23 protein-coding genes and 1 pseudogene are annotated in these 20360 nt (G+C 64.5%); 12 read left to right on the forward strand and 12 right to left on the reverse strand.

All coding sequences use genetic code 11. The features are described 5' to 3' along the window. Positions 1-3: 3 nt before the first annotated feature. Complete coding sequence (locus DYI42_RS04885) at positions 4-1473, forward strand: carboxypeptidase M32 (protein WP_213544797.1); 1470 nt, start codon at positions 4-6, stop codon at positions 1471-1473. A gap of 183 nt (positions 1474-1656) precedes the next feature. Here the strand turns inward: DYI42_RS04885 and DYI42_RS04890 are convergent, their stop codons facing one another. Continuing rightward, on the reverse strand, positions 1657-2379 hold the full coding sequence (locus tag DYI42_RS04890) for a porin (RefSeq protein ID WP_213544798.1): 723 nt from the start codon (positions 2377-2379) through the stop codon (positions 1657-1659). A 95-nt stretch (positions 2380-2474) separates the two neighbouring features. Further along, positions 2475-3263, reverse strand: a complete 789-nt coding sequence (locus DYI42_RS04895; protein WP_213544799.1) for an enoyl-CoA hydratase — start codon at positions 3261-3263, stop codon at positions 2475-2477. Between the two features lie 65 nt (positions 3264-3328). Here DYI42_RS04895 and DYI42_RS04900 point away from each other — a divergent pair, with 65 nt between their 5' ends. The 3 genes from DYI42_RS04900 (at position 3329) to rpsI (ending at position 4861) form a co-directional block, all read left to right on the forward strand. Then, positions 3329-3772: a PaaI family thioesterase gene (locus tag DYI42_RS04900; protein ID WP_244867558.1), complete on the forward strand. Its 444-nt coding sequence runs from the start codon at positions 3329-3331 to the stop codon at positions 3770-3772. A gap of 138 nt (positions 3773-3910) precedes the next feature. Beyond that, positions 3911-4369 carry a 50S ribosomal protein L13 gene (gene rplM, locus DYI42_RS04905; protein ID WP_213544800.1) on the forward strand — a complete coding sequence of 153 codons (459 nt, stop codon included), beginning with the start codon at positions 3911-3913 and terminating at the stop codon, positions 4367-4369. Between the two features lie 3 nt (positions 4370-4372). Then, positions 4373-4861: a 30S ribosomal protein S9 gene (gene rpsI, locus DYI42_RS04910; RefSeq protein WP_213544801.1), complete on the forward strand. Its 489-nt coding sequence runs from the start codon at positions 4373-4375 to the stop codon at positions 4859-4861. 56 nt (positions 4862-4917) lie between these two features. Here the strand turns inward: rpsI and DYI42_RS04915 are convergent, their stop codons facing one another. Together DYI42_RS04915 and DYI42_RS04920 are read right to left on the reverse strand one after the other, a co-directional pair. After that, the gene (locus DYI42_RS04915) at positions 4918-5532 is read right to left on the reverse strand and encodes a hypothetical protein (protein ID WP_213544802.1); all 615 of its coding nucleotides are present in this window, start codon (positions 5530-5532) and stop codon (positions 4918-4920) included. A gap of 5 nt (positions 5533-5537) precedes the next feature. Next, positions 5538-6161, reverse strand: coding sequence for a HupE/UreJ family protein (locus DYI42_RS04920; RefSeq protein ID WP_440870625.1), 624 nt, complete (start codon positions 6159-6161; stop codon positions 5538-5540). Positions 6162-6458: 297 nt separating this feature from the next. On the opposite strand from DYI42_RS04920, the gene DYI42_RS04925 reads away from it, so the two are divergent. From DYI42_RS04925 to DYI42_RS04935, 3 genes are read left to right on the forward strand one after another with little or no spacing between them, the layout of a single operon-like run. Continuing rightward, the gene (locus DYI42_RS04925) at positions 6459-7331 is read left to right on the forward strand and encodes an ABC transporter permease (RefSeq protein WP_244867562.1); all 873 of its coding nucleotides are present in this window, start codon (positions 6459-6461) and stop codon (positions 7329-7331) included. Beyond that, a complete protein-coding gene (locus tag DYI42_RS04930; RefSeq protein ID WP_213544805.1) occupies positions 7328-8155 on the forward strand; it encodes an ABC transporter permease in 828 nt (275 codons plus the stop codon). The genes DYI42_RS04925 and DYI42_RS04930 overlap by 4 nt, the downstream gene beginning before the upstream one ends. A 1-nt stretch (position 8156) precedes the next feature. Beyond that, on the forward strand, positions 8157-9245 hold the full coding sequence (locus DYI42_RS04935) for an ABC transporter ATP-binding protein (protein ID WP_213544806.1): 1089 nt from the start codon (positions 8157-8159) through the stop codon (positions 9243-9245). A 44-nt stretch (positions 9246-9289) separates the two neighbouring features. Here DYI42_RS04935 and DYI42_RS04940 read toward each other — a convergent pair whose 3' ends face one another. Genes DYI42_RS04940 through DYI42_RS24440 form a run of 3 tightly spaced genes read right to left on the reverse strand, consistent with a single transcriptional unit; the run spans position 9290 to position 11922 of the window. Continuing rightward, positions 9290-10222, reverse strand: a complete 933-nt coding sequence (locus tag DYI42_RS04940) for a tyrosine recombinase (RefSeq protein WP_213544807.1) — start codon at positions 10220-10222, stop codon at positions 9290-9292. Between the two features lie 6 nt (positions 10223-10228). Further along, entirely contained in the window at positions 10229-11731 is a 1503-nt protein-coding gene (locus DYI42_RS04945) for a hypothetical protein (RefSeq protein WP_213544808.1), read from the reverse strand. Positions 11732-11787: 56 nt separating this feature from the next. Then, the gene (locus tag DYI42_RS24440) at positions 11788-11922 is read right to left on the reverse strand and encodes a hypothetical protein (RefSeq protein ID WP_274608789.1); all 135 of its coding nucleotides are present in this window, start codon (positions 11920-11922) and stop codon (positions 11788-11790) included. An 84-nt stretch (positions 11923-12006) separates the two neighbouring features. Between DYI42_RS24440 and DYI42_RS04950 the strand changes: the two genes are divergently transcribed. The 3 genes from DYI42_RS04950 (at position 12007) to DYI42_RS04960 (ending at position 14574) form a co-directional block, all read left to right on the forward strand. Beyond that, positions 12007-12597, forward strand: coding sequence for a shikimate kinase (locus DYI42_RS04950; protein ID WP_274608791.1), 591 nt, complete (start codon positions 12007-12009; stop codon positions 12595-12597). A gap of 18 nt (positions 12598-12615) precedes the next feature. After that, positions 12616-13737, forward strand: a complete 1122-nt coding sequence (gene aroB, locus DYI42_RS04955) for a 3-dehydroquinate synthase (RefSeq protein WP_213544810.1) — start codon at positions 12616-12618, stop codon at positions 13735-13737. A 207-nt stretch (positions 13738-13944) separates the two neighbouring features. Continuing rightward, positions 13945-14574 carry a hypothetical protein gene (locus DYI42_RS04960; protein WP_213544811.1) on the forward strand — a complete coding sequence of 210 codons (630 nt, stop codon included), beginning with the start codon at positions 13945-13947 and terminating at the stop codon, positions 14572-14574. A gap of 69 nt (positions 14575-14643) precedes the next feature. Here DYI42_RS04960 and ssb read toward each other — a convergent pair whose 3' ends face one another. Further along, positions 14644-15159, reverse strand: a complete 516-nt coding sequence (gene ssb / locus DYI42_RS04965; protein ID WP_213544812.1) for a single-stranded DNA-binding protein — start codon at positions 15157-15159, stop codon at positions 14644-14646. A gap of 190 nt (positions 15160-15349) precedes the next feature. Here ssb and DYI42_RS04970 point away from each other — a divergent pair, with 190 nt between their 5' ends. Continuing rightward, complete coding sequence (locus DYI42_RS04970; protein ID WP_213544813.1) at positions 15350-15928, forward strand: lytic transglycosylase domain-containing protein; 579 nt, start codon at positions 15350-15352, stop codon at positions 15926-15928. Between the two features lie 10 nt (positions 15929-15938). Then, a complete protein-coding gene (locus DYI42_RS04975) occupies positions 15939-16385 on the forward strand; it encodes a hypothetical protein (RefSeq protein ID WP_213544814.1) in 447 nt (148 codons plus the stop codon). A gap of 57 nt (positions 16386-16442) precedes the next feature. Here the strand turns inward: DYI42_RS04975 and DYI42_RS04980 are convergent, their stop codons facing one another. The 4 genes and pseudogenes from DYI42_RS04980 to DYI42_RS04995 form a co-directional block, all read right to left on the reverse strand. Then, positions 16443-16862, reverse strand: coding sequence for a hypothetical protein (locus tag DYI42_RS04980; RefSeq protein ID WP_213544815.1), 420 nt, complete (start codon positions 16860-16862; stop codon positions 16443-16445). A 293-nt stretch (positions 16863-17155) separates the two neighbouring features. Continuing rightward, positions 17156-18847, reverse strand: a complete 1692-nt coding sequence (locus DYI42_RS04985) for an ABC transporter substrate-binding protein (protein WP_244867564.1) — start codon at positions 18845-18847, stop codon at positions 17156-17158. A gap of 134 nt (positions 18848-18981) precedes the next feature. Next, positions 18982-19821 (reverse strand): helix-turn-helix domain-containing protein, encoded by an 840-nt coding sequence (locus DYI42_RS04990; protein ID WP_244867565.1) that lies wholly within the window; start codon positions 19819-19821, stop codon positions 18982-18984. 231 nt (positions 19822-20052) lie between these two features. Next, positions 20053-20360: pseudogene (locus DYI42_RS04995) on the reverse strand (tRNA (adenosine(37)-N6)-dimethylallyltransferase MiaA); the annotation flags it as partial.

A 20360-nucleotide genomic window follows, 5' to 3' on the forward strand; every position in this document is an offset into this window, starting at 1 on the left:
GACATGACTGCTTTCAATGACCTGATGGCCCACAGCCGCGAGACCGAGGCCCTGGGCCAGGTCATGGGCCGCCTTGGCTGGGACCAGGAAACCATGATGCCGCGCGGCTCCGCCGAGCAGCGGGGCGACGAGATGGCCGCGCTCTCCGGCGTGCTCCACGCCCGCCGGGTCGACCCGCGCGTGGGTGATTGGCTGGAGGCGGCAGAGGCCCCTGACGAGGCCGGAAAGGCCGCGCTCCGTCTCATCCGCCGCAGCTTCGAGCGCACCACCAAGGTTCCGGCCAGGCTGGCCGCAGCACTGGCCAAGACGACCTCTATCGCACAGGGCAAATGGGCCGAGGCCCGCAAGGCGCAGGATGTGGCCGCCTTCGTGCCCGTCCTCGACGAGGTGTTGAAGCTCAAGCGCGAGGAGGCCGCCGCGCTGGCCTCGGGCGGCGATCTCTACGACGCGCTGCTCGATGACTATGAGCCCGGCGCCAAGGCCTCCGATCTTGAAGCGATGTTCGGCGCCCTCCGCCCCCGGCTTGTTGCGTTGCGCGAGGCGGTGCTCGGGTCGGAACACCAGCCTGCCGAGCTCACCGGCACTTACACCGAGCAATCCCAGTTGGCGCTGTCAAGGAAGCTGGCAGAGGCCTTCGGCTACGACTTCACCCGGGGCCGGATCGACAAGGCGGTGCACCCCTTCAGCTCGGGCTCGGGCAACGATGTCCGCATCACCACCCGCGTAGCCGAGGACGACCCCTTCAACTGCTTCTACTCCACCATCCACGAGGTCGGCCACGCCTGCTACGAGCAGAACATCTCGCCAGACTACCTGCTGACCCCGATGGGGCAGGGGGTGTCGATGGGGGTGCATGAGAGCCAGAGCCGGATCTACGAGAACCAGATGGGCCGGGGGCGGGCCTTCACCGGATGGCTGCATAGCCGGATGGAAGAGGCCTTCGGCCCGCTTGGGCTCGATGCGGGGGCCTTCTATGCGACCGTGAACAAGGTGAAGCCGGGCTACATCCGGACCGAGGCGGACGAGGTGCAGTATAACCTACATGTGCTGCTGCGCTTTGATATCGAGCGTGATCTGGTGTCAGGCAAGCTGGAGGCGGCAGACCTTGAAGAGGCCTGGAATGCGCGCTTCGAAAAGGATTTCGGATACCCGGTCGACAAACCCTCCAACGGCTGCCTGCAGGATGTGCACTGGTCCGTCGGCCTCTTCGGCTACTTCCCGACCTACTCGCTCGGCAACGTCTACGCGGGCTGCCTGATGAAGGCGCTGCGGGAGGCCGTGCCGGGCATTGATGCGGCTCTGGCCGCTGGCGATGCCACCCCCGCCACCGCTTGGCTGAAGCAGAACCTCCAGCAGCATGGCGGGTTGCGCACACCGCGCGAGACGATCTCCAACGCCTGCGGTTTCGAGCCGTCGGAAGCGCCGTTGCTTGACTATCTGGAAGAGAAGTTCGGGGCGATCTACAAGCTCTGACGGTAGCGGTGCGCCATGAATGCGCACCCTACGGTCGGCCCGCAGGTGTTGGCTGCGCATTCATGGCGCACCATCCGCCCGACCGCTTAAACCATTTGTAAATCTTCTGCGGCATCATCCGATCAAGCAAAGGGGCAGGGCCGCTAGCCGGCCCCGCCACCAAGATCTGAAAATCAGGCCACGTTAGAAGAACGGATTGTAGTTGAACATCCGGTCGCCGGTTTCGGCTCCACCAAAGCGCCAGGTCGCGCCAATGGCGATCTGCCGCCCATCGTAGCGATCAATCGGCGTGCCGAAATCATTCATGGTCTTGCCGTAGTTGGCATAGATGTCGAGGTCCGGCGCCACCTCGTAGCTGGCACCGATCGAGGTGTATTCAAAGTAGCCGAAGCCTCCTTCGTAGCTCACCTTCTGATATCCGGCCCGCAGGTTCAGCGCATCGGTTGCATCATAGCGCCCGAAGATCTCGAACAGGCGTGCTGGCTCGATCTCGGAGTCATAGCGCGCAATACGCGCCTCCACCTCGGCCCGCCCGAAGCTGTGCAGAACTTCGAGGCCGTAAGTAAAGTCATCGTCTTCATAGGTGTCGTCGCCCAGCATCAGGCCAATCCGGGTCTGCTCGCTGAGGTCATGGTAGATGTGGAACATGAAGGAGTTGACCGAGTCGGTTGCCAGCCAATCCTGCGAGTAATCGGTGTTTACCGAGCGGCCGATGCCGAACTGAACGCCCACCGTCCCGAAGCTGTAAGCCACATCGGCCAAACCGGTGACAAAAGTCAGGTCGATCCCGTCGCCCTCGTCGTACTTGTAGGTTTCGAGCGTCAGCCGCGCTCCTTCAAATCCGTCGGCTGCCACCGCGCTGCCGGCACACAACAGGACCACGCATGTCGAAATCTTCCCGATCATCGGCCTGTTTCCTTCCCTTGGGTCATGAAAGGTGGACCCTAGAAAACTGAGCAGGGATAACAATGCGCTCCGGCCAAGAGGTCAGAAGTGTTGCCCTATTGCCAATCCGGCGGGCGCTTTTCGATGAAGGCGCGGATCCCCTCGTCGGTGTCGCGCCAGAGCATGTTCTCGACCATCACCTCCGCCGCATGGGCATAGGCCTCGGCTGTTGTCAGAGGAAGCTGATCATAAAACGCCCGCTTGCCGATCTTCACCGCCGCGCCGAGCTTGCTGGCCACCACATCGGCCAGCGCGCGGGTCTCGGCCTCCAGCGCCGCCTCCGGCACGACCCGGTTTACCAGCCCCACCTCGCGGGCGCGCGACGCCTCGATGAACTCACCCGTGGTCAGCATCTCGAAGGCCACCTTGGGTGCCACGTTGCGGGTGAGCGCCACCATTGGCGTGGAGCAGAAAAGGCCGATGTTGACCCCGTTGACCCCAAAGCGCGTGCCCTCCGCCGCCACAGCCATGTCGCAACTCGCCACCAGCTGGCACCCGGCGGCGGTGGCGATGCCGTGGACCTGGGCAATCACCGGCTGGGGCAGGCGTTGCAGGCCCATCATGACCGCCGAGCAGCGCGCGAAGAGATCTTCGAAATACGCGCGGCCCCGGTCCTCGGCCTGTCGCCCGGCCTGCATCTCCTTCAGATCGTGCCCGGCGCAGAACACCTTGCCCGCACCGCGCAGAATCACCGCGCGGATCTGCCCGTCGCCCTCCAGCGCGGCAATCTCGCGCGACAGCGCCGCCAGCAGCTCATCTGACAGTGCGTTCAGCGCTGCCGGGCGGTTCAGTGTCAGTTCCGCAACGTTCTCCCGGTCCACCCGGGTCAACACAGGCTCGGTCATCTTGCCATTCCTCCCATTGGCGGAAACTCTGGGCCGCAGCCCGGCAATGCGCAAGGGGAGGGGGCATGTTTGAAGAGACGGTGATGGACAAGGCCGCGCTGGAGCGCTTTGTCGAAACGGAGTTTCCGCAGGTCAGCGGCGAGTTCGCAGTGGATGAGATCACGCCCGAGGGCGTGGTGATGCGGCTGATCACGACGGAGCGGCACCTGCGGCCCGGCGGCACAATCTCCGGCCCCTCCATGTTCGGGCTTGTCGACGTGGGCATGTATTTCGCCGTCCTGTCCCGCATTGGCCCGGTGGCGCTCGCCGTCACCACCAACTGCTCGATCGACTTCATGCGCAAACCTGAAGCCGGGCGCGATCTGATCTGCGAGGCCCGGCTGCTGAAACTCGGTCGAACGCTGGCCGTGGGGGAGTGCCACCTGCGCTCCGAGGGACGGCCCGAGGTCGTGGCGCGGGCCAGCCTGACCTACGCGATCCCGCCCAAACGGCCCGAAGACGTGGGGTAAAATAATACCGTATTTTTAACCTTTTGATTTTGCGTAATTAATACCGTGTAACGCCCCTTGACCTGACGCGCCGAATGCTTAGAACGGCGCAATCGAATGTCAGCGGCTCCCCGTGGAGCCTGCCAAGAGGACCGACACATGAAAACCTTTACTGCCACCCCGGCAGACATCGACAAGAAGTGGATCCTGATCGACGCCGAAGGCGTGGTTCTCGGCCGCCTCGCCTCGATCGTCGCCAACCGCCTTCGCGGCAAGCACAAGGCCACTTTCACCCCGTCGCAGGACATGGGTGACAATGTAATCATCATCAACGCTGACAAGGTGCAGCTCACCGGCGCCAAGCGTGACAAGCCGAACTACTGGCACACTGGCTACCCGGGCGGCATCAAGTCCCGCACCACCGGCCAGATCCTCGAGGGTGCCCACCCCGAGCGCGTGGTGATGCAGGCCGTCAAGCGCATGCTCCCCGGCAACAAACTGAGCCGTCAGCAGATGACCAACCTGCGCGTCTACGCAGGCGCTGAGCACCCTCACGAGGCCCAGAGCCCCGAGGTGCTGGACGTCAAATCCATGAACAAAAAGAACACGAGGGTCTAACCGATGGCCGACCAAGTGAATTCGCTCGAAGAGCTGGGCACCGTCGCCGAAGGCGCCGCCCCCGTGACCGAAGAGGTCATCAACCGTGAGCCCCAGCGCGACGAGCTGGGCCGTGCCTATGCCACCGGCAAGCGGAAGGACGCGGTTGCCCGTGTCTGGATCAAGCCGGGCTCCGGCAAGGTGGTGGTGAACGGCAAGGACCAGGACGTGTACTTTGCCCGCCCCGTGCTGCAACTCATCCTGCGCCAGCCCTTCCAGGTCGCCGGCGTTGAAGGCGAGTTCGACGTGCACGCCACCGTCAAGGGCGGCGGTCTGACCGGTCAGGCCGGCGCGGTGAAGCACGGCATCTCCAAGGCCCTGCAGCTCTACGAACCCTCGCTCCGTGGCGCCCTCAAGGCCGCCGGCTTCCTCACCCGCGACAGCCGCGTGGTCGAGCGGAAGAAGTACGGTAAGCCGAAGGCCCGCAAGAGCTTCCAGTTCTCCAAGCGCTGATCGCAGCTATTACAGACATGGAAAGGGCCGCCGTTTGGGCGGCCCTTTTCCTTTTGCTAGACCGGGATTGGGCGGAACTCGAAGGCCAGGGCAAGCAGCAAAATCGCAGCGCACCAGGAGGCGACGGTGCGCCAGGTGATCGAGAGCCATTTGGCCTCGCCCCAACGGTCAAAGCTCATCATGGCCAGCGCCGTCGTGGCCACTGCGAGCACGCCGGCGCCGAAACAGATACCGACATAGACAGATAGCGGAATGGCCCCAAGCGGGTGCCCGTCCAGCGTGCCGGCGATGGCAGCGGCTCCCGTCAGAAACCCTGCGGCGGCGTCCAGCGGTTTGGAAGGGGAAAGCCCCGACGCGGCAAGGGCGGCAACGCACAGACCAACCACATGGGGCGCCAGCGCCGATGCCGGCAGTTGAAGCCCAGAGAGCCCTATGCCGCAGGCGCCGCCCAGCACGAGGGCCGCTAATGGCCTGCCCGGACCGACATTGCGCCACAGGCCCGCAAGGATGCCGAAGGCGATGAGGCAGACAAGGGCAGGGGGCCACGAAAGCGGAACCGCTACGCCCTCGACGAAGCCGGCATAAACATCAGCACCTGCCGTGAACTCGTGACCCGCCGCAGGTGCCGCCGCAAGAATGAGGAGGCCCGCGGCTGGCCCTTTCAGGCGCATCGCGCTCAGGCCAACCCAGCCAGGAAGAGCCCGCCGACGGCGGCAATTACCACGCCGGCGACCCGCACGGCGGCGCGGCCTGCGGCATGGCCGGTGAAGAGACCGAGCCCGATGCCAATCGCATGGAGCAGCCCGGTGCCCACCACGAAGCCGACACCATAGGCCAGCGGGTTCGCGGCCTCCGGCAGTTCGGTGCCGTGGGCATGGCCGTGGAAGATGGCAAAGGCCCCCACGATCACCGCCGCCACCGACAGCGGCGCCTTCACGAAGAAGGCCACGAGCAGGCCAAGCACTACGCCAGACAGGGCTATGCCGGTTTCAATGGCGGGCACGGGCACGCCCATGACACCCAGCGCACCACCGAAGGCCATGACGAGTGGAAAGACCACCGGCAGAAGCCACATTGCAGGCGCGCCGAGAACTGCGCCCCACAGGCCAACCGCAACCATGGCGACGACGTGATCCCAGCCGAGGATAGGGTGGAGGAAGCCCGACATCAGGCCGCCTGCAAGCCCTTCGCCGGTGTGTGCAAAGGCAGGGCCCGCCATGAAGGCCGCCGCCGCGGTGAGACACAAGTAAAGAATGGCATGACGCTGCATGAGAACCCCCAATATGAACTTTCTCCGCATTGGTATATGACTTTGCTTGGTTCACAAGCTCTTCTCTCGCGCTTCGCCCCTGAATGTGGGTTGGCAGTAAGGCGCCTTTGGCTCTGTCTGACGCTGCGTCACGTGACGATCCCTTGACAGGACTGGACTGCTGACCTATATCTCAAAATGATCTCCTGGGGCGTGTTTCATTGGAAGCACGCCCCATTTGAATCTCCCCCCAAGCTTCTGCCGCAGTGCCGCAAATCTCCCCTTGAGCGTGCCGGTGTTTCGCATAACCTCGGGCGAACGACGGAGCATGTCTCGGGGGACGTAGGATTGAGCGCAGGCCATGGTCTGAGCGACGCGAAGAAGGGGCTGCTGCTGGCCGCCCCGCCCGGACTTTATGCCGTGCTGCTCCTGGCCGTCCCACTTGGCGCCGTCTTGCTCCTATCGTTCTGGTCTCAGGATTTTCTGACGCTCGATCGCACCTTCACCCTCAAGAACTATCGCGAGGCCTTCACCGAGCCGCTCTACATGCTGCTCCTGGGCCGCTCGTTGCTGATCGCGGGCGCCGTGACCATCGCAACCGTGGTCTTGGCCTTCCCGATTGCCTATTTCGTTTCGTTCTACGTTCGGCCCGAACGAAAGTCACTCTGGATCTTCCTCATCACCATACCCTTCTGGACCAGCTACCTGATCCGGGTGTTTCTCTGGAAGGTCATCCTCGGCTATAACGGTGTGCTCAACTCTTCGTTGCAAGGCCTTGGGATCATTGAGGAACCGCTGACCTTCATCCTTTACAACGCCAATGCGGTGGTGATTACCCTGGCCCATGCCTTCGCGCCCTTCGCGATCCTCCCGATCTTCGTGGCGCTGGAGAAGATCGACCGTTCGTTGCTGGAGGCCTCGCGCGACCTTGGCGAAGGCAAATTTCGCACCTTTACCCGTGTCACCCTGCCGCTGGCGATGCCCGGCGTGGTTGCGGCGATCCTCATCGTCTTCATCCCCACCATCGGCGATTACGTCACGCCCCGGCTGGTCGGCGGGCCGGACGGGCTGATGATCGCCAACATGATCCAGACCCAGTTCCTCAAGCTCAATAACGCGCCGTTGGGGGCCGCGCTGGCCGTCATCGCCATGCTCTCTGTCTCGTTGATCTCGCTCGGTATCGTGCTCGCCACGATGCGCTGGATGAAGGGGGGCAAATGAGCGCCTGGCTGGCCAAACGGGGCGGCTGGCTCTGGGCCTATGCGGTGGCTTACCTGGTGTTTCTCTACGCGCCGATCTTTCTGCTGCCGCTTTTTGCTTTCAATGACAGCACGGTGATTGCCTTTCCGCTCCAGGGATTCACCACCGAATGGTTCAAGGGGCTCACCGGCGTTCCGGCCCTGACAGGCTCGGTGAAGACGTCTCTGATCATCGCCGTCACCTCTTCGGTTCTGGCCACGCTGCTTGGCCTCTGCGCGGCGCGGGCCGGCGTGCGCTATCGCTTCCCGGGCAAGGGGCCGATCCTTGGCCTCATCATGGTGCCACTGGTGCTGCCCGAGATAATCGTCGGCGTGTCGCTGCTGGTGGTGATCGTCTCGATCCTCGGCGCGCCGCTCTCCAGCTGGACGGTGATCCTGGGCCACACGCTCATCTGCACGCCTTTCGCCGTGGCGATCCTCAACGCCTCCTACCAGTCGCTCGACACCTCGCTGGAAGAGGCCGCCATCGACCTTGGCGAAACACCGGCCAGCACCTTCCGGCTGGTCACGCTGCCGCTGATCATGCCCGGCATCGTCGCCTCGCTGCTGATTTCCTTCACCATCTCGCTCGACGAGTTCATCATCGCCTTCTTCCTCACCGGCGCCGAGCCAACGCTGCCGGTTTATATCTGGTCGCAACTCCGCTTTCCGCAAAAGCTCCCCATCATCATGGCCCTCGGCACCATCCTGGTGGCGGCCTCGGTGGTGCTGCTGACGCTGGCCGAAATCATGCGGCGGCGCGGATTGAGGCGGGCAGGAGCCAAGGACACCGGGGGATTCCTCTGACATGAAACCACTCATCAGCCTGTCGGGCCTCACCAAGAGCTTCGGTGACGTCGAGGTGCTCAAGGGCATCGAGGCCGAAATCGGGGAGGGTGAGTTCTTCTCGCTTTTGGGGCCGTCGGGCTGTGGCAAGACCACACTGCTGCGAATCATCGCGGGCTTCGAGACCCCAACCTCGGGCGCGTTACTTTTGGGCGGGCAGAACATGGCGGGGGTTCCGGCCAACAAGCGGCCCACCAATATGGTGTTCCAGTCTTACGCCGTCTTCCCGCATCTCTCGGTGGCCCAGAACGTTGGCTTTGGCCTCCGACGGTCAGGGCTTTCGCAAACGGAGAAGGGCAAGAAGATCGAAGAGGCGCTCGGCATGGTGGGCCTTGCGGGCTACGGCGGACGGGCGGCGCATGCACTCTCAGGCGGTCAGCGTCAGCGGGTGGCGCTGGCGCGCGCGCTCATTCTGGAGCCCAAGGTGCTGCTGCTCGACGAGCCGCTCTCGGCACTCGACAAAAAGCTGCGGGAGCAGATGCAGAGCGAGTTGCGCCGCCTTCAGCGGCAGGTGGGCATCACCTTCATCCTTGTCACCCACGACCAGGAAGAAGCTCTCATCATGTCTGACAGGATCGCGGTGATGTTTGACGGGCAGATCGCACAACTGGCCGCGCCGCAAGAGCTCTATCGTCGCCCGGTCAGCCGCCGGGTGGGTGACTTCATCGGGGTGATGAATTTCCTCCCAGCCGATGGCAGGCTGGAAGAGGGCCGCGATATCGTGCTCGACATCGCTGGCCTCGGGCGCACTGTGGTGGAGCAGGATCAGTGCCCGGCAGGCTTCGTCAACGGCTCCGGCGCGGTCGGCGTACGCCCCGAGAGCCTTCAGATCCTGTTCGAAGGAGAGCAGGCGCGGGGTGAGGTCGCCAAGGGTGAGGTGGCCGAGGTGATCTATTACGGCGACATGACCTACTACGAAATCGCCCTTCCCGGCGCGCCCGAGCGCCTCACGGTTTCAATGAAGAACCGCGCCGGGCGGCCCGTGCTGGAGCGCGGGGTGGCGGCCCGGCTGGAGTGGGATGCCTCGTCCCTGATCTACTTTCCGGCGTGATGGCATAAGGGGACGGCCCCTGCGGCAATGGGAGCGGCGCCGCCTTAGTCTTTTGCCAGCGGATGATGCTCCAACACGAGCGCCTTGAGCCGTTCTTCCAGCACATGCGTGTAAATCTCCGTTGTCGAGATATCGGCGTGCCCAAGCAGCACCTGGATCGACCGAAGGTCCGCGCCGCCCGCGAGGAGGTGGGTGGCAAAGGCATGGCGCAGCCTGTGGGGCGTGACGCGCGAGGGCATGACACCGGCGGCGACCGCGATCTCCTTTATCAGCGCGTAGAAGCGGTGGCGCGTCAGGTGCCCCTCTTTGGAGGAAGAGGGAAAGAGGAACTTCGACGGGGGCAGGCCCCTTTCGGTCTTCGCCTTGTCCTGCGCTGCATCGAGGGCTGACAGCCAGTCCGACAGTGCAGCGCGGGCCGGGGGAGAGAGCGGTACCATGCGTTCCTTGTTGCCCTTGCCGGTGACGAGCAGCATCCGCGGATCCCCGCGCGCCGCTTGCACCGGCAGCGAGACCAGCTCGGAGACTCGCATGCCAGTGGCGTAAAGCAGTTGCATCAGGCAGGCATTGCGCAGCCGGTCGTTGCCGCGGCCCGTCTGCGGTGCGGTGGCGAGCAGGCGCTCCACCTCTTCGGGCGACAGGGTCTTGGGCAGGGCCTTGGACCGGCCCGGCCCCTTGATCTGGATGGCCGGGTTGTCGGCCCGGTAGCCCTCTTCAAAGGCGAAACGATAAAGCTGCTTGATCGCCGAGAGCCGGCGGGCCCGTGTGGATTTGGCGAGGCCCTGCGCCTCGCAATCGACAAGATAGGCCTCGACCACGGCCCGATCTGCCGCGGCAATATCGGTGCCCTTGCGGGCAAGAAAATCTGCAAAATCAGTCAGATCCCGGCCATAGGCAAGCTGGGTGTTCCGGGCGGCATCCAGTTCGGCGGCCTGCGCGGCGATGAAGGCGCTGATCCAGCGGTGTGCCGTGGCCTCCAACGCGCCTCAACCCCGACCGTCGAGCAGCATGAGTTGCAGCGCATAGCGGCGGGCGACGTCTTCGAGGTTCAGGCGGCGGAGGAAGGCCACCGCCGTTGTCACGTCGTCCAGGTCTCCTTCCGCGCCGCTCTCGAGGGCTTCCATCGCCAGAAGGATCGCCTCGCCGATCCGGCCATCTGCAACCGGGCTGGCCAGGTTGCGCGGCAGGGCGGGCGATGCGAAGCCTTCGGCAATCGCTTCGGCCAGTGCATTCGGAGCGGGGGCGTCTTCGGGCAGGCCGCGGGCGAGGGCTGTCAGGAAGGCATTCATATCGTCCGTGGGCGCCTCTCGCGCCAGCGCCAGAGCTTCGTAGCCCTCCGTCAGCAGGCCGATGCGATAGGCGAGGTCTGCAGCCCCACCGCTCAGGTCTTGCGTTTGAAGGCGTTGGCCGAAGAGAGCCGCAAAGGGCACCTCCAGGTGGGTGCTCTGCGCCTGTGCCCATGCGTCTGGCAACAGGCGGGCGACGGCCGCGGCATTGGCCTGTTCCAGAGCGGCGTTCAGGCCCTGCATCAGCGCGACCCTGTCCCAGACACCGCCCGAGGCCGCGGGTTGGCGCTCTGACCAGATTTCGAGCAATTGCTCGGGCGGGAGGCTGCCCACCCGCGCCAACCGCTCGGCGGCCCCGATCCGGGCGCGCCAGCCGGCGGTGTTGCGCAGGTCGGCGTGGGCGAAGGCGAGCGGCAGCTGTGCGGTTGGCACCGGCTCCCCGATGGCCTCCAGCATCCTGTAAACCAGTGGTGATGGGCGTTTGAACGCGGGCAAGGGGGCCGCGCCATCGGCCAGTTCCGGATCAAGAAAGCGGGCCAGCAGAGCATCTTCCTCGGCATCGAGGTGGCCAAGCGCCTTGGCTGTATCAAGCGTCAGCGCCGCCGTTTGCCATTCGCCGGTGCGGGCAAGGCAAAAGATGCGGGTTGCATAGCTGGGCGAAATGCCCGGCGTTGCGCGCAATTGCCGACAGCCTGCATCCTCGTGCCCCTGCAGCAGCGCCACATCAAAGCTGCGCTGGAAGATCGCGGGGGCCTTGGAGCCGGTGCGCCCCAGCATCTCGGCGGCTTCATCCACCGCGCCGCGTGCCAGAAGCGCATCGATCCGTGCCTGAAACAGCAGGCCCTCTGGCCCGGCACCGATGGGCGGATCAAGCTCGGTCAGCAGGAGAAGGCGGATCAGATCCTGCTGTGCCGGAATCGGCTCTACGGGGAGATCTGCAATCAGCCGGCGCAAGCGGTCCAGCTCTGAGCTGCCCCAGAGGTTACCCGGAAAGCCAGCCTCGCGCCGCCCGATGAGCCCGATGCCATCGGGCGAGGGTGCGCCAAGGGGGGTGACGGTGACGGTCTCGATGCTGGCGGAATTGGCCACCGGCGGCTCATCCCGGGGCGCAACGGCCACAACGGGTGTGGCGAGGCTGTCAGAGAGCCAGTCGATCGACGAAATCGGCGCCTCCTGGGCAAGCAGAACCGTGCCGGAGCTCATCGCCCCAACTGCCCCAATTCCCAAAGCCCGCGCCAGTTTCCCCGCCAGTTTCATTGTCAATTCACGTCGAGCTCCACGGGCTCGCGCACCTCTTCCATTTCGGGGCTCAGATCGCCCAGGTAGGCAAACCCTACCAGCCCGATGAAGGCGAGCACCAGTAACACCACGATGAGTTTGAGAATTCGGACCATATGCCCCGTTGTCCTGCCCTTGTTATTTTGTCTCATCCCCCGATGCGCACGATTATATATGGCAATCTGCCCAAGTTCACGCCATTGAGGGCGACAAATTTTTTTGACCGGCAGGAAGGTGCCAAGAGTTTGGCGGAACGGCTGAAAAAGACGGTGGCGCTCGTGGGCATGATGGGCTCGGGCAAGACGGCGGTCGGCACGGCTCTGGCCAAACGGCTGGGCGTGCCGTTTCTCGATAGCGACGCGGCGATCGTGGAAGCCGCCAACATGAGCATTGCCGAGATCTTCGAGCGCGACGGAGAGGCCTTTTTCCGGGCGCGGGAGGCGGAGGTGCTTTCCCGGCTGCTGGAGGGGCAGGTGGGCATCCTTTCGACCGGTGGCGGGGCCTATCTTTCGGCCGCGAACCGTGAGGTAATTCACCAGAAGGGCGTGGCGCTCTGGCTGAAGGCGGATACCGACCTTCTGTGGAACCGGGTGAAGCACAAGACCACCCGCCCGCTGCTGCGCACCGCCAATCCCCGCGCCACGCTGGAAGAGCTGGTGGCCAACCGTGAGCCCTCTTATGCGCTGGCGGAGTTGACCGCACAGGCGCGGCCTGACTACTCCATCGACGAGATGGTCGAGGAGGTGGTGCGGGTTCTGAAAACACGTGAGGATGTTCTTGCATCTGTCTGAACTGATGAGGAAAAGCCGATGACCCAGACCGTGCCTGTCGCCCTCCCGGGCCGCGCGTATGACGTGCGCATCGGGGAGGGGCTGATTGCCGGCGCGGGGGCCGAGATTGCCCCTCTGCTCGCGCGCCAGCGCGTCGCGGTCGTGACCGATGCTCACGTGGCTGACGCTCACCTCGCGGCCTTCGAGGCGGGCCTTCGGGCGGAGGGCATCGAGCCGGTTGCGCTGGTTCTTCCCGCCGGGGAGGCGACCAAGAGCTGGGAGAAGTTCGGGCAAACCGTCGAGTGGCTCATTGCCCAGAAGGTCGAGCGGCGTGACGTGGTGGTGGCCCTCGGTGGCGGCGTGATCGGTGATCTGGTGGGTTTTGCCGCTGCGGTGCTGAGGCGGGGAGTGCGGTTTGTGCAGGTGCCAACCTCTCTGCTGGCCCAGGTCGACAGTTCGGTGGGCGGCAAGACGGGCATCAACTCGCCCCTCGGCAAGAACCTGATCGGGGCCTTCCATCAGCCGTCTTTGGTGCTGGCGGACATTCTCGCGCTGGAAAGCCTGACCGAAAGGGACTTTCTGGCGGGCTACGGCGAAGTGCAGAAGTACGGGCTGCTCGGTGATGCGCAATTCTTTGATTGGCTTGAGAAAAACGGTCCCGCCCTCGCCGCCGGTGACCGCGGAGCGCGGGCCTATGCGGTGCGTCGTTCGGTGGAGATGAAGGCCGAGATCGTACTGCGGGACGAGACCGAGCAGGGCGACCGGGCGCTGCTGAACCTCGGCCACACCTTCTGCCACGCGCTCGAAGCGGCGACCGGCTACAGCGACCGGCTGCTGCATGGCGAGGGCGTGGCGATCGGCTGTGCCTTGGCCTTCGAGCTTTCGGCCCGCATGGGGCTGTGTGCACAGGAAGCCCCGAGCCGGGTCCGGGCACATCTGGCGGCGATGGGTATGAAGAATGATCTGGCCGACATTCCCGGCGATCTGCCTTCCGCCGAGGCGTTGTTGGAACTGATGGGGCAAGACAAGAAGGTGGTGGACGGAAAGCTGCGGTTCATCCTGGCGCGCGGGATCGGGGAGGCCTTCGTTACATCCGATGTGCCACATGAGGCCGTGCTTGGAGTGCTGCAAGACGCGCTGGCGGGCCAGAAAGCGGGTTGACCGCAGGTCATCACACCTGCAGGTTGAACTGACTGTGAGTCAGGAAGCGCGCGCCGCATTTCGGTGCAGGGTAACCTGAGCCCGGCATTGCGTGCCGGGTGCCGACGTACAGTCGGGCGCAAGCGTGGGGCCTGCAATTACGTGGCCGGCGCAACATTCCCCCAAAGCGGCGACCATGCCGCCCACCCCTTTTATTGAGGAGTATCAATGCCTTTCCCCTATGAATTCGTCGGACGTTATACGTCCGGCCATGACCTGCTTGTGCCGCGGCGCGACGGAGCTGCTGTTGGCGTCAGCGAGAACGCCTTTGACGATATCACGGTGGCCATACAGCCGACGCCGGGGGCCCCGGCCATGGCGACCCGGCAGTTCCGCCTGTTGGGCTATTGGACCCGACGCGTGACGATTGCGCCCTTGGTCAACCGTATCATCACCGGGCCGATGTCGGGCTGTTACATAATGGCGTTCGATCGGGGCGGCGTGACCCACGTGGCACATGTCGGCACGACGACAATCCCGGGGGACAGCCTTGCCGTGAAGAACGAGTGGCGCAATTTCATCGCCCAGCCGGGCATCACGAACGTGCGGGGCTACAAGCCGACGACGACTCTTGCACCTGCGGATGTGGTGGTGCCCCCGGAGCGGCAGGGATGGAACACCTTTGCCCGGGTCTATACGGTGATCGAACCGACCGGGGCGATCTGGTGCATCGGCTTCGTTAACCAGCCCGACGAGATGACGGGCGGGAATGGTCAGGCGTTTTATTGTGCCGAGGTCGCGCCCGTGCCGGGATGGCGCCCTTGGGCCGCCATCGAGCTGGATGCGCAATGGCAGTAAGCGCGCGAGTCTGCCGAGGCTGAAGGTGTTGGGCGCGAAAGAAGGTTTCTTCGCGCCCAAGGCTTTGAATCAGAACGGGATCTCGTCGTCGATGTCGCCGCCAGCCGGGGCATTGCCGCCGCCGTAGCCGCCGGAGCTGCCGCCCCGGTCGTCATAGCCGCCGCGGTCATCGTAACCGCCACCCGAGGACGAGCCGCCGCCGTAGCTGCCGCCGCCACCTCCGCCGCCGCCTTCGCGGCTGTCGAGGAAGGTCAGCTCGCCGGCATAGGGGCGCAGCACGACCTCGGTCGAATACCGGTCCTGGCCGTTCTGGTCCTGCCATTTGCGGGTTTCCAGCTTGCCCTCGATATAGACCTTGGAGCCCTTGCGCAGATATTGCTCGGCCAGGCGCGCGAGGTTTTCGTTGAAGATCGCGACCGAGTGCCACTCGGTCCGCTCGCGGCGTTCGCCTGTGTTACGGTCTTTCCAGTTTTCGGAGGTGGCGATGCGCAGGTTGCACACCTTGCCGCCGTTCTGGAACGTGCGTGTCTCGGGATCACGGCCCAGATTGCCGATCAGGATCACCTTGTTGACGGAACCGGCCATGCTGCCGCCCTCCCCATATCTTGTGGTTCGAATCTTTTGCCGACGCTACACCACCAGATCATGGTTAAAAACCGATTTACGGCCCTGACGCGGTTGTGCGGAATTGCGGGGTGGCAGCGGGAGGCATTTTTTGATTAGAGTGCGGGCAGCAAGGGGGCCGGAGGGCCTGCAAGAGACGGGGCCGAGGGGCATGAAGCGAGCGGTAGCGGCGGTGGTCTGCCTGTGCATGGCAACGCCAGTGATGGGAGACAGCGCGTCTTCGAAATCACGCAAGAAGCTTTTCCTGAACCAGACCAAGTTGCTCGACAGCCGGGCGGCGAGCCAGTACGCGGCCTCGGTGCGGCTGCAACCGCCCACGGTGAACACCCCCTCGAAATACGACAGCCCGCGTTATTCCGGCTCCTACCGGGGCGTTTACCTGCCGATGGCCAAGGCCGCCGCGGCAAAGCATGGGGTGCCGGAAGACCTTTTCCTGCGGCTCATCCAGCAGGAAAGCGGGTGGAAGCCCAAGGCCAAGAGCCACAAGGGTGCGATCGGGCTGGCGCAGCTGATGCCGTTCACCGCGCGCAAGATGGGCGTGGACCCGCATGACCCCAAGCAGAACCTCGATGGCGGCGCCAAGTACCTGCGGCTCATGTACAACCGCTACAAGAGCTGGCGGCTCGCACTGGCGGCCTATAACGCGGGCCCCGGCGCGGTGGACAAGTATGGCGGCGTGCCGCCCTACAAGGAAACCAAGAATTACGTGAAGGTCATCTGGGGCTCCTGAGCCGACCGTCATGCGCAAGTGGTTCATCATCATCGTCGTGGCTGTGATCCTTGTCGGGATCGGCAGTCTTGCATGGCTGGGTTATCGCGGCGTTACCGGCCTGGTCGGGATTTTCACCGAGGTGGACGACCCGGTGATCGCGATGCACGTCGCGATGGGCGAAAACCGGGACGAGGCGGCTTACGGCTACCTCGCGCAGGATCTGCAAGAGACGGTCTCGCAGCAGGAGTTCGAGCGCGAATTCCGGGCCCAGAGGATCTGGGGTGACGATGGCAAATTCAACTTCACCAGTCGGAACATCGCGGGCAACGTGGCGCGCATCAAGGGCAGCTACACCCGCGAGGACGGATCGGTGCTGCCGGTCTTCGTGCAACTGGTGAAGGAACGCGAGGCGTGGAAGATCTCGCGCTTCCACTTCGGCGCGCCGCCGCCGGGGCAGGAAGAGTGGGAAATCTGAGGCCGGACGACGTAGCCCGGCCTCTGGGTTTTTCTGCGTCCTAACAGTGACTTGCGCTCAGACGTGCTGGCCTGACACGTAGTAGTACTCGATCGTGGCTGTCGAGTGTTGGGCCTGGATCAGGAAGGCTTCCATTTTGTCTCCACGGTCAAACGCCTGCTGCGCGTCAGGCACCAGCTGCTTGAGGCCGACCGGCGGGCGCACCAGCCGGTCTGTCACGGTGTCGATGACCATACGGGCCTTGCCGCAGGCATCGTCAGGCGGGTTCTTGATGTGGATATAGGCGTGCGAGGGCATCTTCTCGCGGGTGATGCCGGTGTCGCCGGACATCGCCTTTTGCAGCTCTGACTGGGTCTCGGTATTCCAGACGTGCGGATCGGCGTTGACGAAGCCTTGTTGCATCGCGGCGCCGAAGATGGTCTGCAAGGAAACCTGATCCTGAACCTTCAGATCCCAAACGACAAAATGGCCTGACATGGTGATACTCCCGTGGTGTGAATAACTTGGTGCTGGGAAATGTAATTGCTTCCCGGCACAGAGATAGGCACCCAAGTGCCGCAACGTAAGGTTGAGCGAAAAATTTTTTCAGATTGGGACGTTTGGGGGCGTGTGGTCGCGCAGGGAACACTTTTTCGCGTGCCGCGCCGGGCGGCGTTAAGTGGTTTTCAGTTCACAGGCACAAGTGATGCAGAATCCATGCACTGGGGATGCACATGTCGGATGACATAGGCTGAAGCCCTTAACCCAACGCGCGCCGGGGGTTGACCGGCTCAGCCGCCGTTGTCGCCGATCTGTCCCTCCGTGGGTTGCCCGGTCTCCGGCTCGATCCACCACTTGTAATGGTGCATCTCAAGCGTCGGGTGCACCTCGGCGCCATGGACGGCTGGCTTGTAGTGGCGGAAGAGCGAACGCCAGTAGGGCTGAATGACGACGCCCTCATCGACCATGATCTTCTCGATCTGCGCCATGACCTTCGAGCGCGCCTTGGCGTCGCCGATGGACATGGCCTCGGCGAGCAGGCTGTCGAAGGCCTCGTTGGAAAAGGCGGTTTCGTTCCATGCGGCGCCGGACCTGTAGGCCAGAGAAAGCACCTGCACGCCGAGGGGGCGCATGTTCCACTCAGTCGCGGACCAGGGATAGCTGCGCCAGTTGGGCCGGAACTCAGCGCCTGGAAGGACCGTGCGTTTGACCTTGATGCCCGCGTCGATGCACTGCACCGCCACGGCTTCGCAGGTCAGGGCTTGCCAGGCGTCGTCGAGGGAGATGAGCTCGAACTCGGTCTCCGCGTGGCCGGCGGCCTCCAGTAGGGCGCGTGCCTCGGAAGCGTTGGGCGCCGGGGTGCTGATTTTGGCGTACTCGGGGTGCAGGGGGCTGACGTGAAAGTTTTCGGCCACGGTGCCGAGGCCGGCATAGCCCAGCTCCAGCACGATGGCGTTGTCGGTGGCGCGTTGCAGGGCGAGGCGGACATCGCGGTTGTCATAGGGAGGTTTGGACTGGTTGAACCGCACGCAGACGGTGGCGGCGGTGAAGGACTCGGACTTGGTGTAGTCGAGATCGTCCAGCAGGGTGATGAAGTCGCCGGTGGATTGGTCGATCAGGTCAACCTCGTCCGCGACGAGCGCATCGACCCATGAGGCCATGTCGGTGCCGAAATCGAGAAACTCGATGCGGTCGAGGTAGGGCGCACCGCCCCACCATTCATGCGCGGTATTGCGCACCAGCACCTGCCGCGTGCCGGGCTCGTTGACTTCGGGGAGGTAGGGGCCGGTGCCGATGGGGCGCTCTGCCGGATCGCCGCCGTCGTAGCTGGGGTGGAGGATGGCGGAGGGGTAGTCGGCCATGCCGGGGATCAGGGTGATGTCAGGCGTGGCGCAGATGAGGCGCAGGTTGTGCTCGCCCGTCACCGTGATTGCACCGTCCCGGGCCTTTCCCGTGTCGGGGTCGATCAGGGCAGACATGCGGGTGGCCATGGAGTTGCCGGGCTCGGAGGTGTCGCACCAGCGGGCGAGGTTGAAAGCCACGTCTTCGGCGGTGAAGGGATCGCCGTTGTTCCAGGTTACCCCGGTGCGGAGGCTGAGGGTGTATTCGGTGGCGTCCTCGTTGGCCTCCCAGCTCTCCAACAGGCGGCCCTCGAAGGTGCCGTCGCGGTTGTACTGGACGAGATACTCCAGCCAGCCGCGGGAGAAGTTGGCCATCTGGGGCCAGTCGTAGTTGCGCGGGTCTTTCAGGGCCTTGGTTTCGAGCTGGACGCGGAGGGTGCCGCCCATCTGCGGCGTCTTGCCGTGGCTTTCCGCCTGCGCCGGGGCGGTGCCGATGAGGCCGTAGGCTGTGGCCGTGCTGACGCCGAGGGCCGTGGCGCGTGTGAGAAACTCGCGGCGGCCCATCTGGCCTGCGAGGTGCTCGCGGGCATACATCCGCGCCGCCTTGTGCAGGGGCTGTGCGGTGCGGGCGGCGTGCGTCATATTGGTCTCCCTGTCGTGCGGATCGGTGCCATTGGGCCCGCTGGGAGCCTCGTGGTCAACGCCGGGCCGGGGGCTCGGCGGTCACCTTTGCGGGATAGCATGGGCCCGCCCTGCGCGGACACCTCAAAAGGCGATCATGCGCGGCGGCTGGTGCGGAACTCGGTCGGCGTTTGGCCGGTGCGCTCGTGGAAGACCCTGGAGAAGTAGGCCGAAGAGCGATAGCCCAGCATTTCGGCCACCCGGCGCACGGGCATCTCGGTTTCCACCAGAAGGCGCCGGGCCTCGTAGCCCAGCCGGTCAGCGAGGATGGAAGAGGCGGGGCGGCCGCAGCTTTCCCGGCACGCGCGGGAAAGATGGGTGGAGGTCACGCCAAGAGTTTCGGCGTAATCAGAGACCGACTGGCCTGTGTAGAGACCGCGCTCCACCGCATCGGTGTAACGTCGGGCCAGACGCCGCGCGGCGGTGTCGGCGGCACTGTCACGCGCCTCGGCATGCTGACGCTCGATCCAGACCGAGAGCAGGCCGCCGTGGTGGGTGAGGGCCTTGTCACGGGCCGCGCGATCGCCATCAATCTCGCGCTGCATGTTTTCGAGGATCGTGGTGACCTCACCCTGCGAGAGCGCATCCCGCACCCGCAGGTGGCAGGGGCCTTCGGGCAGGGAGATTTCAGCGTTTTCGTGAAAGAAGACGGCGGTGCCGTAGGCCTGGGCGGTGACCTCGAAGCCGAACATGGTGCGTGCGGGAATGAAGATGGCGTTATGCGATCCGTAACCGCGTGTCAGCCCGGCCACGGTGATGCGGCCCTGACCCCGGGTGAACCAGAGCATGAGCGGTGTGCGGTAGCTGCGCATCGCCTCGGTGCGCCACTTGCCGCCCGAGGCCAACCGCGCGAGCGGCATCAGTTCGATCGGCGCCTTGGGCATGGCGGGCGTGAGGGGCCCGGCTACGGGGCGTGGCGTGGTACGTGGCAGCATGGCAGCAGCATCTGTTGGGGCGAGAGCAAACGAGACTGTGGCACGAGTATGGCGAGCAGAGGGCAGACAGGTGGCGCGATGATTGCAGGGGCTTTTGCCTGCGATCAAGGGGGGATGTCGAATTAGTGCAAATCCGCCCAGTTGCGCAGGATTGTTCAGAATCGGGGCAACAACCTTGGGTTCGCCGCGACATCTGGCGGGACGGTGCTGGCGCCCCACAGGATGCAGCGGTCAGAGGGTGGCGGCAGGAATGACCGGCCAGTCCTTCATGCGGGCGCGAAACCAGCTGCGTTGCCGTTTTGCGTAGCGACGTGTTGAAATTTTGGCACGTTCTGCCGCCTCGGCCAGCGAGATATCGCCCTTGAGATGGGCGATCAGCTCGGGCGCGCCGATGGCCTTTGCGGAGGGCAGGGCGGGAGCCCAGCCGGGGAGATTCGCTTCTGCTTCCTCCAGCGCGCCGCGCTCCAGCATCAGGGAAAAGCGGCGCTCGATGCGGGGGGTGAGCCAGTCTTTCGGGGCGTCGACGAGGAGGGGTTGGG

Source organism: Vannielia litorea, from assembly GCF_018424695.1.
Taxonomy (GTDB): Bacteria; Pseudomonadota; Alphaproteobacteria; order Rhodobacterales; family Rhodobacteraceae; genus Vannielia; species Vannielia litorea_A.